Below are 12,729 nucleotides of genomic sequence, written 5' to 3'. Positions count from 1 at the left end.
TCATGTGTGTAGGTGTTCCCTCAAAAGTTATAAAACTGGAAGAAAACCGTGCTCTTGTGAATGTCATGGGATCTAAGATTTATGTGGGCATCCTTTTTGTTCCTGAGGTGAAAATCAATGATTATGTGCTAATTCATGCAGGACAGGCCATGACTATCATCAATGAAGAATTTGCCCGTGAAAGCATTGAAGAATGGAGGAGAATAATTGATGGACAGCATGGCACCCTTTTCTGATCCGGTTCTAAGCCAGCGGTCAGCAGAAGCAGTCATCCAATTAGCTAAACAATATATTCAGCTGAACGGAAGAAAACCTGTTTTTATGGAAGTGTGCGGCTCACATACGATGGCCCTTGCCAAAACAGGTGTAAAAACGAGATTAAAAGAGTATGTTCACTTAATAGCGGGGCCGGGCTGTCCTGTTTGTGTAACAGACCAAAGAACGATAGACAGCATGATCAGCTTATCAAACGAACGAGGCAGCATTCTGTGTACATTTGGGGATATGATGCGCGTTCCGGGATCCAGGTATTCTTTGCTGGAAGCCAAAACAGAGGGAAAAGACATTCGTGTAGTCTATTCCCCAATGGACAGCATACGAATCGCTGAAAAGAATCCTGACAAAGAAGTAATATTTTTAGGCATTGGCTTTGAAACGACCATTCCATTGCTTGCAGCAGCCATCAAAGAAGCGGAACAGAAAGGGTTAGCCAATTTCAGCATTTGGATGACGACAAAATTGGTCGAGCCAGTTTTACGGGCTCTCCTTGACGCAGGTGAAATTCACCTGGACGGTTTTTTGCTCCCGGGCCATGTATCCGTTGTGCTGGGAAAAGAGAGCTACTCTTTTTTAACAGAAGAATACAGTATGCCTGGAGTCATTTCAGGTTTTGAGCCGGTCCAGCTATTAAGCAGTATTTATAAATTGCTGCAGCTTTGTATAGAAAATAAAGCGGAAATCATTAATGATTATCCTTATGCAGTTTCTGAGTCAGGCAATGCCGCTGCCAAAAGCCTGATGAAAAAATATTTACAGCCGGGGGATGAAGACTGGCGCGGAATAGGAACCATTCCCAATAGCGGCCTGGCACTTAAAGAAAAGTACCAGAACTTTGATGCCAAAAGGAAATTTAAGATTACGATAGATCCTCCGCGAAAGACGAAATGCAGATGCGGTGAAGTCATTCGGGGACTGACTGCTCCTGAAGAATGTATTCTTTTCAGCAAAGCCTGCACACCAGCTAATCCAATTGGTCCCTGCATGGTTTCAGCAGAAGGCACATGTGCCGCACATTACCACTATATGAAGGAGGAGTGATCATGCTGCAGCGGATTAATCTGGCCCATGGCGAGGGCGGGGAGCTGACAAATATGCTGATTAAGGATGTTTTTGAAAAAGCATTCGGCCACGCGGAGCATACAAAGCACGATTCAGCCATTTTTCAATGCAAGCCCGAAACAATTGCATTGACAACTGACAGCTATGTAGTAAAACCGCTCTTCTTTCCGGGAGGGAATATTGGCAAGCTTGCTGTTGCGGGGACTGTTAATGACCTGGCTGTCAGCGGTGCCGTTCCCAAGTTTATGACAGCAGGGTTCATTATTGAAGAAGGTCTCCCCCTTAAAGATTTAAAGGAAATTGTTCATAGCATGGCTGACGAAGCAGAAAAGCAGGAATCAGGATCATTGCAGGAGACACAAAGGTGGTCGAAAAAGGCAGTGCAGACAGGTTATTCATCAATACTTCCGGCATTGGAACAGTGGAGAGCGGGCACAAACTTCAGCCAAAGCAGATTAAGAAAGGCGATTCTATTATCTTAAGCGGAACAATCGGAGACCATGGAATTGCGATTCTCAGTGCCAGAGAAGAGCTTGGCTTGCTTACGGACACAGTCAGTGATTGCGCTTCTCTCATTGGGATTATTCAGAGTCTGATGCACAGGATAGATGGCATTCGCCTATTGAAGGATCCGACAAGAGGGGGACTTGCAACAGCACTTGTAGAACTTTGCGAAGACTTCCATTTCAATTGCGAAATTGATGAAGAATCCATTCCCATTCGGGATGATGTTCATGGTGCCTGCGATATTCTAGGCTTCGATCCCCTTTATCTGGCAAATGAAGGGAAAATGATTTTACTGGTGGATTCGAAAAAGGAAGAGCAGGCACTTCAAGTATTAAAGAGCCATCCTTTAGGTGAGAACGCAGCTGTCATAGGACAGGTAACCGGCACAACTCACAGCCCCGGGAAGCTTTATTTAAAGACACCTTTAGGAACAACACGCAGACTGCAGCGCCTTGCCGGGTTGATGCTGCCCAGGATCTGTTAAAGTTTTCTCTGTTTCCTGCATAGGATAGGGTATGAAAGCCTAAGGAGAGAATGCGATGCAAAACATCAGGATGCTTCAGCAGCAGGTGAATAGCCTTATAACTCAGGCAAGACATGATATTTATTCAATTTCTGCCACTTCAGACCCCACTGCCAAACAGGTAAAACTTCAGAGAATTTGGGACGCATTGACAAGCATTCAATTTCTAAATGATTTACTGGCAGCCCATGCAGCCTCATCCAATGCAGCTGCAAATGATAGGCCACCTATTAACACGATGGCATCCCCGACTGCAGCAAATCCGGCAGTGGCTGTTCCAAATCAAACCTTTACAATTCAGGATTTAGCAAATTACGATGGCAAAAATGGCAGGCCTGCTTATGTGGCAGTGAGCGGCGTCGTTTATGATGTAACCAATAACAGAGCATGGGCCGCTGCTACCCATTTTGGTTTGGTATCAGGAAGGGATTATTCACAGGAGTTCGCCTCCTGCCATGCAGGACAGCAATCGATTTTAGCAACTTTGCCAGTCGTCGGGAGGCTGATTTAATGGAAGATTGTATCTTGCCGCCGGAGCCATTGACGAATGAAGCCATTGCAGAACGGTTAACAGCTGGAGCCAGAAACGGACTTGCAAACGGAACAGTCAAAAAGAAAAACCTTGTATATTTGGAGCTCAATGGATGCTCCGGCAATATCATCTCCCTGCTGAACGGGGCAAATCCGGACTTTGAATATATGATAGGCTCGATGGTCAATCTCGTATACAGCAACAGCTTAATGGCAGCAGAGGGGGAAAAGGCCATTGAACGGCTTATGAACGCATTGGATGAAGATTATATCCTGGCGGTGGAAGGTGCAGTGGCTTTAAGAGACAATGGATTATATAACATCATTGGCACCTGGAAGGGAAAACCGCTTACCGGTTTGGAAGCAGCCAAAATACTCGGGGAGAAAGCATCCCATATTCTTGCTGTCGGGGCATGTGCCACGCACGGGGGTGTTTCAGCAGCCAGGCCAAATCCTTCGCAGTCTGTAGGTTTGCAGGATGTTCTGCCTGATAAAAATATGATTAAACTGCCAGGCTGCCCTGTTCATCCGGACTGGTTTTTAGGAACCTTAGCCCACATTCTTTTATACGGGGATCCGGATACCGATAATCTTGGGCGGCCATTAATGTTTTACAGCACCCTTATTCATGACCGATGCCCCAGGAGGCCTTTTTTCGACCGGGGCATTTTTGCAGAAAAGCTCGGAGATAAAACCTGTTTATTTAAGCTTGGCTGCCGTGGCCCTGTTACCAGGACTGATTGTCCGACAAGGCAGTGGAATGGCCATGTGAATTGGCCGATAGGGGATGATACGCCTTGCATTGGATGTGCCCAGTTTGGCTTCCCTGATGCAATGGCTCCTTTTATCAGTTATGACACGACAAGGGTGGTGAAGAATGAGTAAGCGGATCGTCATTAATCCATTGACAAGAATAAGCGGTTTTATGGAAATTGAAGTGATCGTCGACAAGAATAAGGTCGTGGATGTTAAAACAAAAGGAAACCTATTCAGGGGCTTTGAGCAAATGCTTGCCGGCAGAAGCCCCTTTGATGCTGTTTATTTTACCCAGCGGATTTGCGGCATTTGTTCTGCAGCCCACTCAGTAGCTTCTTCGGCCGCTTTGGAGGATGCGCTGAACATTGAACCGAGTGAGCAAGGGAAGTATCTTCGGGATATTATCCATTGCTGTGAGTTCTTGCAGAACCATATCCGCCATTTTTATCAATACACGGTTCCTGATTTCGTCAAAATTGAAGGAAACACATTGCTGCAGACAGATCATGCTGATTTCAGACTGCCGGAAAAAGTAAATAGAGTCATCTCCCAGCATTACTTTGAGTCTCTGGAATTAAGCAGGCTCGCCCATCAAATGCTTGCCGTTCTCGGAGGAAAAGCTCCGCATAATCACGGTGTGTTTATTGGCGGCATTACAACACAGGCTACAGCAGAAAAAATTGTCCATTTAGATTCCATTCTTCTGAAAATAACAAAGTTTATCGACGAAAAAATGATTCCTGATGTTTTTGAAATTGCAAAATATTATCCTGAGTATTATAGATTAGGCGGCGGGTATGGGAATCTCTTAACATACGGCGCATTTAATCATTATAAAGATATCGGTACCCTGTACGTTGATCCTCTTGTCTTTACCGATGATGGAATCCGGCCATTTGACGAACAAAATATTCAGGAAAAGATAGATTATGCCTGGTTCCAATCACCAAAAACCACTTACTCTCCTGATGAACTGATTGCGGAACCTGATCGTGATAAAGACAAAGCCTATTCGTGGGTTAAGGCTCCCAGATACGCAGGGCTCCCATTTGAGGTAGGCCCTTTAGCAAGGCTGATACTGAGCGGAGAATATACAAACGGAATTTCCGCAATGGACAGAACCATTGCCAGGGCCCTCGAAGCAAAAAAGATAGCCGGCATTATGAAAAATTTGCTGAATTTGCTGATCCCAAATACGAATGTCCAAAAAAAGTATGAATTGCCTGAAGAAGAAGTTTCGGGTAAAGGGTTAGTTGACACCACCCGCGGCGCTTTGGGCCATTGGATTAAAATAAAAAATAAAAAAATCGATTTCTACCAGATCATAACACCATCAACCTGGGACTTTTCCACCCGGGATGAGAATGGATACATGGGAACCGCAGAGCAGGCATTAATGGGAACCCCCATTCATGATCCGGAAAATCCGGCTGAAATTGGAAGGATCCTTCGGTCTTTTGATCCTTGCATGTCATGCGCGACACATGTACATACACCCGGGAAAGAAGTCAAAACCATTCAGGTGCTATAATGAAAAAGACCATTATTTTAGGAATAGGCAACCGCCTGATGAAGGACGATGGAGTCGGCATCTATATTGCTGAAGAGCTGATGAACACAGAAGAAAACATGGATTGCGAATACATCATAGGAGAATCCGACATAGATTATAGCCTCTCTAAGCTCGAAGGTGCCGAGTTTGTCATAATCCTTGATGCCATTTTATCAGGGGGTATCCCCGGTGACATTGAAGTTTATTCTTTAGATAAGATAGACTCTCATCGATTTCTCGGCTTATCGCCGCATAATATGCATCTGTTTCAGGCACTATATGAACAAAGAGACAAAATGGAAGTCTGTCTGATCGGGGTTGAACCTTTTGATATTTCCTTTCAAATTGGATTAAGCAGTGAACTTGAAAAAAAATGGCCCGAAATCGTAAGCAAAGTAAAAAAAACAATGGATGAAATTTTATCAAATAGAGGTTAGTTTTCAGGGTCTGAACTGAATGCTCACCTTTTTTTGTGTTTTCCTGCAATAAGAATGCTTGCTATTTTGCCGTTAAACACACAATATAAATAAGGACATATTTAATAAAGAACAGGAAAAGAAAGTAGGGTTTTATTTGCAGGAATTTTTAAAACTTGGCATTTCAGGAGAGCTATCTGATATTCTGCTGCAGCAGGGCATCGCTAAGCCAACGCCTATTCAGGCACAGGCGATTCCAGCTGTTATGGAAGGAAACGATGTTATTGCCCAGGCTCAGACAGGAACCGGAAAAACATTGGCATTTACTTTGCCTATTCTGGAGAAGATGGACCCGAATGCTGTTCAGATTCAGGCTCTGATTATAACGCCGACAAGGGAATTGGCATTACAGATAACAGACGAAGTAATGAAGCTGACGAAAGACAGTGATATAGATGTATTAGCTGTATATGGTGGGCAGGATGTGGACAAGCAGCTCAAAAAGCTGAAAAGGAATGTCCAGATTGTAGTGGGGACACCTGGCCGGCTGCTGGACCATATCAAGCGAAATACCATTGATTTATCACAGGTGGATTTTTTAGTATTGGATGAAGCCGATCAAATGCTGCATATAGGCTTTCTTGATGAGGTTGAGAGAATTATTAAAGAAACGCCTGCCAAAAGGCAGACGATGCTTTTTTCTGCAACTATGCCGGCAGAAATAAGAAAACTGGCAAACAAACACATGAAAGAGCCGCAGTATATCCAAATTGAAAAAACACAGGGGCCAGCCCATTCAGTTAAACAAATAGCGATACATACCGTCGACCGCGCTAAGCAGGGGACGCTGATAGAACTGATTCAAACCCATAGACCATTTTTGGCCGTGATCTTCTGCCGTACAAAACGCAGAGTAACCAAATTATATGAAGTGCTGAAATCGAACGGTTTTGATTGCGATCAGCTTCATGGGGATTTATCACAATCGAAACGCGAACAAGTCATGAAGAGATTCAGGGATGCGGAGATACAGCTGTTAGTTGCTACGGATGTAGCTGCCAGAGGGCTTGATGTCGAAGGGGTCACCCATGTTTTTAATTATGATATCCCACTCGATCCTGAAAGCTATGTGCACCGCATCGGGAGAACCGGCCGGGCGGGCATGAAAGGACTGGCCATTACGTTTTATTCGTCTGCAGACAAGCCGCTCCTTGAAGCAATTGAAAAAGGACTGAAAATTACTATTCCTAAGCAAAACCTTGGCAACAGCGATATCAAGCATGAAGCAGCATCTGAAAAAAAGAGACAGGATTCCAAACGCCAAACCTCCGCTGGAAAGAAAAATGACAGCAGAAAAGGTGGCCAGCCCAAATCAAAAGAAGACAGGTTTTCCCATGAAAAAGGCAGAAAAGGCAAAAGCAGTTCACCACGAACAGGCCGCACAAAAGCTCAAGGGAAAAAGAAGCCTTCTCCCACAGCTTCAAGAAATTCATCAAAAAGTGGGGAAGGTAAAGATATTTGAGGAGGAAAGCAACTTGTTAAAAGAACGGATGGAAAAGCACTTGAAAGAACAGCCCTCTGAACTTTATGTAAAAGAAAAAGAATATGCCCAAAAGCACGGACTTTTGAATGATGGTCATGAAGCTGGAATCAAGAATCCAGAAGACCGATTTAATGATGCTTATATAGAAAGAGGAGATAAGGAAACAGAGGAAGTTCTCGGACAGGAGCCTGCCGGCTTTTTAAATCAGCCAATAGACTACTTCAAAAATCATAAAAATGAATTTATGTATCTGGAGTCGAAATGGTTTGACCTGATTGGAGCGGATGCCGTTTCCTTTGAAACAGATGATGTTTTTGGCAACTATGAAGTAATGCTTGGACTGAAGCTGCCAAAAAAAGCAGAATCAGCTATGAGAGCATTTATAGATGCAAATACTCTTACAGGCACACCAAAATACAGCCTGATGTTCAGCCAGCAGGATGGGCTTTGGGATTTTAATTTTTCGCTGAACGACATTGAAGGCTTTAAAGAGGAACTATCTATACAAGACGCATATCAGTTAGTATACGAATTTCTCTTTAACCTTGTGTCAGAAGTGGAAGAAACCCGCAATAAGTAAATATTTATAGCCAGATATTAGGATGAACTCTCAATTTTTCGTCCAAACCATGATAAATGTCATGGTTTGGACATGACACCTATGTCTACAAAGCAGTTTGCAAACCCTTTATTATTAAAATTAACGTCATGATGAAGGGAATTAACAAATGACTTCTAAACAAAAACAACTTAACTTAAAAAAACAAATGGCACCTTATGAAAAATCAGATTTAACAAAAAGCATTATGCAGCTGGTCAATACGCTGGGACCATTTTTCCTGCTGTGGTTCCTTGCTTATAAAAGCCTGAGCATTTCTTACTTGCTGACGCTTGGCATATCTATAGTTGCAGCAGGCTTTCTTGTCAGGATCTTCATTATTTTCCATGATTGCTGCCACCATTCCTTTTTCAAAAACCGCAAAGCTAACAAAATCATTGGCACAATCACAGGAATCCTGACCGTCTTTCCTTATCACCAATGGCAGCATGATCACAATGTGCACCATGCAACCAGCGGTAATCTGGACAAGCGCGGTACAGGAGATATCTGGACACTGACAGTGAAAGAATATCAGGATGCCTCATGGTCGACTCGTGCAGCATACCGCATCTACCGCAATCCGTTCGTTATGTTAGGTTTAGGTCCTATTTATGTATTTTTGTTAAAAAACCGTTTTAACAGAAAAGGGGCAAGAAAGAATGAACGCATCAATACGTATCTTATAAATGCGGCCATCGCCGGTTTGTATGCGTTCATGTGCTGGGCTATCGGGTGGGAAGCGTTCCTGATGGTGCAGGGGCCGATCTTTATGATTTCAGGAGCAGCCGGAATCTGGCTTTTCTATGTACAGCATACATTTGAAGACTCGTATTTTGAAGAAGATGATAAATGGGAGTATGTTAAAGCTGCTGTAGAAGGAAGCTCCTTTTACAAGCTGCCGAAAGTGCTTCAGTGGCTTACAGGAAACATCGGGTTCCATCATATCCATCACTTGAGCCCGCGCGTTCCTAACTATAACCTCGAAAGCGCTCATTATAATACAGCTGAACTTCAGAATGTGCCGACGATTACTCTTTCTACCAGCCTGAAGTCACTTCGATTCCGTCTATGGGATGATGAAGCCCAGGACTTCACCGGGTATGGAGCAGCAAAGCAGTCGGCTGTCAGCAAAAAACAGAGCAGAACTAAAACGGCATCTGTGAAGCCGTAAACTGAATGTATAAGCTGAAGAACAGCTCCTTTGTGATATGATAGCAAAGGAGCTGTTTCATTATTTCATGAATAAAAAGAGGGTACCTCACATGTTAAAAAAATATTTAACTGCATTGAAAAGTTCAGGCATTTCTCCATATATATGGAGTGTATTCAGCATTCTGCCGTTTTATTTCATCTTCAGATCCACATCTAAAATCACCATAGCCGTCGGAATTATCCTGACTATACTCTTTTTTATATCACTGCGTTTTGCCTTTATTTCACGGAAATGGCCTGTCTATTTGTGGACTGGCATTTTAATCAGCATATCGATCACAATGACCATTCTCTTTTCATTTATTTATTTTGCATTTTATATTGCTTATTACAATGGCCATATCAAGAACAGAATTGCCTTTTTAACGCTGTATGTCATCCACCTGATCGCAACCACCATCTCCATAAACATTAATTTTGTCACCCAGAAGCCATTATTTCTCGAGCAGATTCCTTTTATTATTATCATCTGGATCAGTGTGATTTTGCTTCCTTTTAACATTCACAATAAGAAAAAGCAGGAAAAGCTTGAGGAGCAGCTTGAGGATGCCAACAAAAGGATTGCGGACCTCGTCAAACAGGAAGAAAGACAGCGGATTGCCCGGGATCTTCATGATACTCTCGGACAAAAATTGTCTCTTATCGGGTTAAAAAGCGATCTGGCCAGGAAGCTCATCAGCAAAGATCCGGACCAGGCAAAGGAAGAGCTTATAGACGTTCAGCAAACCGCCAGAACAGCATTAAACGAAGTAAGGAAGATGGTTTCGCAGATGAGGGGAATCAGACTGAAGGAAGAGATTATCCTTGTAAAGCAAATTTTAAAGGCGGCTTCTATCGAATTCATCGGGGAAGAAGATATCAAATTAAAAAATGTGTCACTCTTCCTTGAGAATATTCTAAGCATGTGCATGAAAGAGGCTGTTACTAACGTAGTAAAACACAGTAAGGCGACAGAATGCCGCATCAGAATAGAACAAACCTGGAATGAAGTCAGCATTACCGTCCGGGATAACGGGGTCGGCATGAATCCCTCAACAGATGTAGGCAAGGGGTCCGGACTGCTCGGCTTAAGGGAGCGGCTCGACTTTGTCAACGGAAGTCTTGAGATTGTATCTGAGAATGGAACAACGATTATAATGAAAGTACCAACAGTCGTGAAGGAACCAAACAAGGAGGAGAGGGCATGATAAAAATCGTCATAGCTGAAGATCAGCGGATGGTGCTTGGTGCGTTAGGATCTCTGCTAAATCTTGAAGACGATATGGAGGTCATTGGGAAAGCTTCAAATGGAAAAGAAGCCATATCCCTTGTCAAAACTCTTAAACCGGATGTATGCATTATGGATATTGAAATGCCGGAAAAAAGCGGCCTGGAAGCGGCGGAAGAATTAAAAGACTGCGGCTGTAAAGTTATTATTCTGACAACCTTCGCAAGGTCAGGCTATTTCCAGCGTGCCCTCAAGGCCGGTGTAAGAGGTTACTTGTTAAAAGACAGCCCAAGTGAGGAACTGGCAAGCTCTATCAGAAACGTCCTGGAAGGAAGGCGCATCTATGCACCTGAATTAATGGATGATGTCTATGGCGAAGAAAACCCGCTGACAGACCGGGAAAAAGAGGTGCTGGAGCTGATAGCGGACGGCAAGAACACGAAAGAAATTGCCGACCAGCTCAGCATTAAGACAGGTACCGTGCGCAACTATATCTCGGCTATTCTTGACAAGCTCGAAGTTACGAACAGGATTGAAGCCATAACCCAATCCAAAGAGAAGGGCTGGTTTAAATAGAATCTTCAATGAAAAAGGACAGCGGCCCATTAAGGCTTAGCTGTTCTTTTTCATATTCTTTATTTCTTCCATCACGATGAAGGCAAGATCATCATTTCCGAACAAGGATAGAACACCAAGCAGAGTCTGATCAGGCACATCGCCTGCTTCTTCTTTTGGAACAGTCAGCTCCAGCGCTTCCTTTAGTGAACTGTTTTCCTCCTGATCCGGATATGCCTTTAAATAGATTTCCTCCGGATTTAAACCGTGATTGATGCACCACTGGGCAAATACGAGGATCATCATTTTCTCTTCGCCCTGATAGTTTTGAATAATTTTTTCTTCAAGCTCTTTACTGTTCATTATCATAAATCCCCTTTTGTATTTATATATTGATTATAAATTTAAAAACATGATTTTTCACCTTTATTTCTTTTTCTTTTGCATATAGAATTTTCAGTAATCCGAATTAATTCTAAATTTATTGTCAATTCGTATTGACAATTAAATAGTAGAATATCATAATATTAGAAAAACTTATAAAAACTTTAACAAATAACTGCACTACTGCCTTGAAGTAGAAAAGAGCGAAAGGCAACCCTTACAAAAACAGCATACGAGTCTTTTTCAATGACTTCAGCTGTTGCTGTTGAGCATCCATATTGGTTGTTGCCGGGAAGCAAGCCCTTTCGTCCACGCTCGGAGGATGACTGGGCGTTTTTATTTACACTCTTTTAAGAGCAGCACGAAGAGCAGGCATTAGGTTTTTAAATCATCTACAGATAGGGAGTTTTGACAAATGACAGAATTTAAAATTGAAATCAACCACACACCTGAGAAAAAACAAAAACCTGCATTTGATAACCTGGTGTTTGGCAAGAATTTTACGGATCACATGTTTGAAATGGATTATACAGCAGGACGGGGATGGCACGACCCAAGAATTGTACCTTACCAGCCGCTTTCTCTTGATCCCGCTGCAATGATTTTCCATTATGGTCAGAGTGTATTCGAAGGGTTAAAAGCCTATCTTACCATTGATAATGAGGTGTTGCTCTTCCGTCCCGAAAAAAATATGGAGAGACTGAATAAATCCAACTCCAGGTTATGTATTCCTGAAATTGATGAAGAGCTTGCTCTTTATGCCTTAAAAGAATTAATTTCAGTTGACCGGGACTGGATTCCGAATGTGGAAGGAACTTCACTGTACATCCGGCCGTTTGTCATTTCAACTGAGCCATATCTGGGAGTTGCTCCATCAGCCAGATACAAATTTATCATTATTCTTTCGCCGGTAGGCGCTTACTATAAGGAAGGCATCAACCCTGTTAAAATTGCTGTTCAAAACGAATACGTGCGGGCAGTAAAAGGGGGAACAGGCACAGCTAAAACCGGAGGGAACTATGCAGCAAGTCTGAAAGCTCAGGAGCTTGCAAGCTTAACAGGATATTCGCAGGTTCTATGGCTTGACGGGAAAGAAAATAAATATATTGAAGAAGTGGGAAGCATGAACATTTTCTTCAAAATTAACGGAGAAGTTGTAACACCAGAACTTAATGGCAGCATCCTGGAAGGAATCACTCGAAACTCTGTACTGGAGTTACTGAAATACTGGAATGTTCCCGTGTCCGAAAGAAGAATTTCCATTGAAGAAATCTATCAGGCACATGCTGATGGCCAGCTTGAAGAAGCCTTTGGAACAGGCACGGCTGCTGTTATTTCTCCAATTGGCGAATTCTTCTGGGACAACAAGATTATTGAAATCAATGAAGGGAAAACCGGGGATTTGTCCAAGAAAATCTATGATACACTGACAGGCATCCAAAAAGGAACCGAATCGGATCCATTTGGATGGAGTGTAAAAGTGGAAAAGAAAGAGACAGCAGGAGTTAAATAATTCTTTATTGCAGGATCGGTATCATAAAGCCGATCCTTTTTCTATTTTAGGCATGAAATCCCTCTAAAACGGGAAAATATAGAAAGAACCT

At 42.9% G+C, this 12,729-nt stretch carries 13 protein-coding genes and 1 pseudogene; 13 read left to right on the top strand and 1 reads right to left on the bottom strand.

Features of this window, described 5'->3' with window-relative positions; all coding sequences use genetic code 11:
• Positions 1-2: 2 nt before the first annotated feature.
• The 12 genes and pseudogenes from BK139_RS02590 to BK139_RS02535 all read left to right on the top strand — a co-directional run bounded on the left by BK139_RS02590 (position 3) and on the right by BK139_RS02535 (position 10,762).
• Positions 3-236: a HypC/HybG/HupF family hydrogenase formation chaperone gene (locus BK139_RS02590; RefSeq protein ID WP_076256480.1), complete on the top strand. Its 234-nt coding sequence runs from the start codon at positions 3-5 to the stop codon at positions 234-236.
• Entirely contained in the window at positions 211-1,317 is a 1,107-nt protein-coding gene (gene hypD, locus BK139_RS02585; RefSeq protein ID WP_076256478.1) for a hydrogenase formation protein HypD, read from the top strand. The genes BK139_RS02590 and hypD overlap by 26 nt, the downstream gene beginning before the upstream one ends.
• A gap of 2 nt (positions 1,318-1,319) precedes the next feature.
• Positions 1,320-2,329: pseudogene (hypE, locus tag BK139_RS02580) on the top strand (hydrogenase expression/formation protein HypE).
• A gap of 55 nt (positions 2,330-2,384) precedes the next feature.
• Complete coding sequence (locus BK139_RS02575) at positions 2,385-2,879, top strand: cytochrome b5 domain-containing protein (RefSeq protein ID WP_076256476.1); 495 nt, start codon at positions 2,385-2,387, stop codon at positions 2,877-2,879.
• The gene (locus BK139_RS02570; RefSeq protein ID WP_083675284.1) at positions 2,879-3,784 is read left to right on the top strand and encodes a hydrogenase small subunit; all 906 of its coding nucleotides are present in this window, start codon (positions 2,879-2,881) and stop codon (positions 3,782-3,784) included. Before BK139_RS02575 ends, BK139_RS02570 begins: the two co-directional genes overlap by 1 nt.
• Positions 3,777-5,186, top strand: coding sequence for a nickel-dependent hydrogenase large subunit (locus BK139_RS02565; protein ID WP_076256475.1), 1,410 nt, complete (start codon positions 3,777-3,779; stop codon positions 5,184-5,186). Before BK139_RS02570 ends, BK139_RS02565 begins: the two co-directional genes overlap by 8 nt.
• A complete protein-coding gene (locus BK139_RS02560; RefSeq protein ID WP_076256473.1) occupies positions 5,186-5,644 on the top strand; it encodes a hydrogenase maturation protease in 459 nt (152 codons plus the stop codon). Before BK139_RS02565 ends, BK139_RS02560 begins: the two co-directional genes overlap by 1 nt.
• 136 nt (positions 5,645-5,780) lie before the next feature.
• Positions 5,781-7,145 carry a DEAD/DEAH box helicase gene (locus BK139_RS02555; RefSeq protein WP_076256471.1) on the top strand — a complete coding sequence of 455 codons (1,365 nt, stop codon included), beginning with the start codon at positions 5,781-5,783 and terminating at the stop codon, positions 7,143-7,145.
• A gap of 13 nt (positions 7,146-7,158) precedes the next feature.
• Positions 7,159-7,746, top strand: a complete 588-nt coding sequence (locus tag BK139_RS02550; protein WP_076256470.1) for a branched-chain amino acid aminotransferase — start codon at positions 7,159-7,161, stop codon at positions 7,744-7,746.
• 148 nt (positions 7,747-7,894) lie between these two features.
• Positions 7,895-8,938, top strand: a complete 1,044-nt coding sequence (gene desA, locus BK139_RS02545; protein WP_076256468.1) for a Delta(5) desaturase DesA — start codon at positions 7,895-7,897, stop codon at positions 8,936-8,938.
• Positions 8,939-9,029: 91 nt separating this feature from the next.
• Positions 9,030-10,166 carry a sensor histidine kinase gene (locus BK139_RS02540; protein WP_076256466.1) on the top strand — a complete coding sequence of 379 codons (1,137 nt, stop codon included), beginning with the start codon at positions 9,030-9,032 and terminating at the stop codon, positions 10,164-10,166.
• Complete coding sequence (locus BK139_RS02535) at positions 10,163-10,762, top strand: response regulator transcription factor (protein ID WP_076256464.1); 600 nt, start codon at positions 10,163-10,165, stop codon at positions 10,760-10,762. The genes BK139_RS02540 and BK139_RS02535 overlap by 4 nt, the downstream gene beginning before the upstream one ends.
• A gap of 36 nt (positions 10,763-10,798) precedes the next feature.
• Here the strand turns inward: BK139_RS02535 and BK139_RS02530 are convergent, their stop codons facing one another.
• Entirely contained in the window at positions 10,799-11,104 is a 306-nt protein-coding gene (locus BK139_RS02530; protein WP_076256462.1) for a hypothetical protein, read from the bottom strand.
• A gap of 436 nt (positions 11,105-11,540) precedes the next feature.
• Here BK139_RS02530 and BK139_RS02525 point away from each other — a divergent pair, with 436 nt between their 5' ends.
• Positions 11,541-12,638 carry a branched-chain amino acid aminotransferase gene (locus BK139_RS02525; protein WP_076256460.1) on the top strand — a complete coding sequence of 366 codons (1,098 nt, stop codon included), beginning with the start codon at positions 11,541-11,543 and terminating at the stop codon, positions 12,636-12,638.
• Positions 12,639-12,729: the final 91 nt, after the last annotated feature.

Source organism: Paenibacillus sp. FSL R5-0490, assembly GCF_001956215.1.
Classification (GTDB): domain Bacteria; phylum Bacillota; class Bacilli; order Bacillales; family Cytobacillaceae; genus Cytobacillus.
The sequence above is the reverse complement of the archived record's forward strand: the minus strand, read 5'-3'. Positions and strand labels throughout refer to the sequence as shown.

What these genes read in the sequence shown, in the direction of transcription:
- BK139_RS02590 (WP_076256480.1), top strand. Translation starts at nt 3, where the DNA reads ATGTGTGTAGGTGTTCCCTCAAAAGTTATAAAACTGGAAGAAAACCGT.
- hypD (WP_076256478.1), top strand. Translation starts at nt 211, where the DNA reads ATGGACAGCATGGCACCCTTTTCTGATCCGGTTCTAAGCCAGCGGTCA.
- BK139_RS02575 (WP_076256476.1), top strand. Translation starts at nt 2,385, where the DNA reads ATGCAAAACATCAGGATGCTTCAGCAGCAGGTGAATAGCCTTATAACT.
- BK139_RS02570 (WP_083675284.1), top strand. Translation starts at nt 2,879, where the DNA reads ATGGAAGATTGTATCTTGCCGCCGGAGCCATTGACGAATGAAGCCATT.
- BK139_RS02565 (WP_076256475.1), top strand. Translation starts at nt 3,777, where the DNA reads ATGAGTAAGCGGATCGTCATTAATCCATTGACAAGAATAAGCGGTTTT.
- BK139_RS02560 (WP_076256473.1), top strand. Translation starts at nt 5,186, where the DNA reads ATGAAAAAGACCATTATTTTAGGAATAGGCAACCGCCTGATGAAGGAC.
- desA (WP_076256468.1), top strand. Translation starts at nt 7,895, where the DNA reads ATGACTTCTAAACAAAAACAACTTAACTTAAAAAAACAAATGGCACCT.
- BK139_RS02540 (WP_076256466.1), top strand. Translation starts at nt 9,030, where the DNA reads ATGTTAAAAAAATATTTAACTGCATTGAAAAGTTCAGGCATTTCTCCA.
- BK139_RS02535 (WP_076256464.1), top strand. Translation starts at nt 10,163, where the DNA reads ATGATAAAAATCGTCATAGCTGAAGATCAGCGGATGGTGCTTGGTGCG.
- BK139_RS02530 (WP_076256462.1), bottom strand. Translation starts at nt 11,104, where the DNA reads ATGAACAGTAAAGAGCTTGAAGAAAAAATTATTCAAAACTATCAGGGC.
- BK139_RS02525 (WP_076256460.1), top strand. Translation starts at nt 11,541, where the DNA reads ATGACAGAATTTAAAATTGAAATCAACCACACACCTGAGAAAAAACAA.